A 788-nucleotide genomic window follows, 5' to 3' on the forward strand; every position below is an offset into this window, starting at 1 on the left:
CTTGACAGTCCGCCAGCCTGGCCGGGCATGATGCCGCGCCTATCCCGCCCCTCGCTGACGAGATCCAACATGCAGATGCTCAACACCCATTGCGGCGTCGACCGCGATCCCCGCGGCGTCGCGCGTCTCACCATCTGCAACGCCGGCAAGCTCAATATCCTGAACACCACGGTGATCACCGATGTCCGGGACGGATTGCGGCAACTCGCAGCGGATGACGGCCTGCGCGTGCTGATCGTCGCCGGCCAGAGCGAGCGCAGCATGATCGGCGGCGCCGATATCAACGAGATGGCGACGCTGGATCAGAGTTCCGCCGAGCGCTTCATCACCGGCCTTGCGGAGCTGTGCGAGGCGGTGCGGGCCGTGCCCTATCCGGTGATCGCGCGGATTCCCGGCTGGTGCCTGGGCGGCGGCCTGGAATTCGCCGCCGCCTGCGATTTCCGTGTCGCGACGCACGATGCCAAATTCGGCATGCCCGAGGTGCGCGTCGGGATTCCGTCGGTGATTCACGCCGCCCTGCTGCCGCGGCTGATCGGCTGGTCGCGCGCGCGCTTCCTGGTGATGGCCGCAGAAAACATCGACGCCGACACCGCTCTTGCCTGGGGACTGATCGACAAGATCGCGCCGCCGGGCGAGCTCGACGCCGCGGTCGAACATCTGGTCGGCGCACTGCTCGCCGGCGCGCCTCAGGCAATGCGGGCCCAGAAGGCGCTGATGGCGGCGTGGGAAGACATGCCGCTGCCGCAAGCGGTTGCACATTCGGTCAAGGTGTTCGGCCAGTCGTACCT

General features: G+C 67.5%; 1 protein-coding gene. It reads left to right on the top strand.

Annotated features, from left to right (window positions below):
- Positions 1-69 precede the first annotated feature (69 nt).
- The coding region (locus tag DYI24_RS27315) for an enoyl-CoA hydratase (protein WP_164574535.1) at positions 70-788 on the top strand (719 nt) is incomplete at its 3' end.

It is taken from the genome of Rhodopseudomonas sp. BR0C11 (assembly GCF_010820945.1).
GTDB classification, from domain to species: Bacteria; Pseudomonadota; Alphaproteobacteria; order Rhizobiales; family Xanthobacteraceae; genus Rhodopseudomonas; species Rhodopseudomonas palustris_H.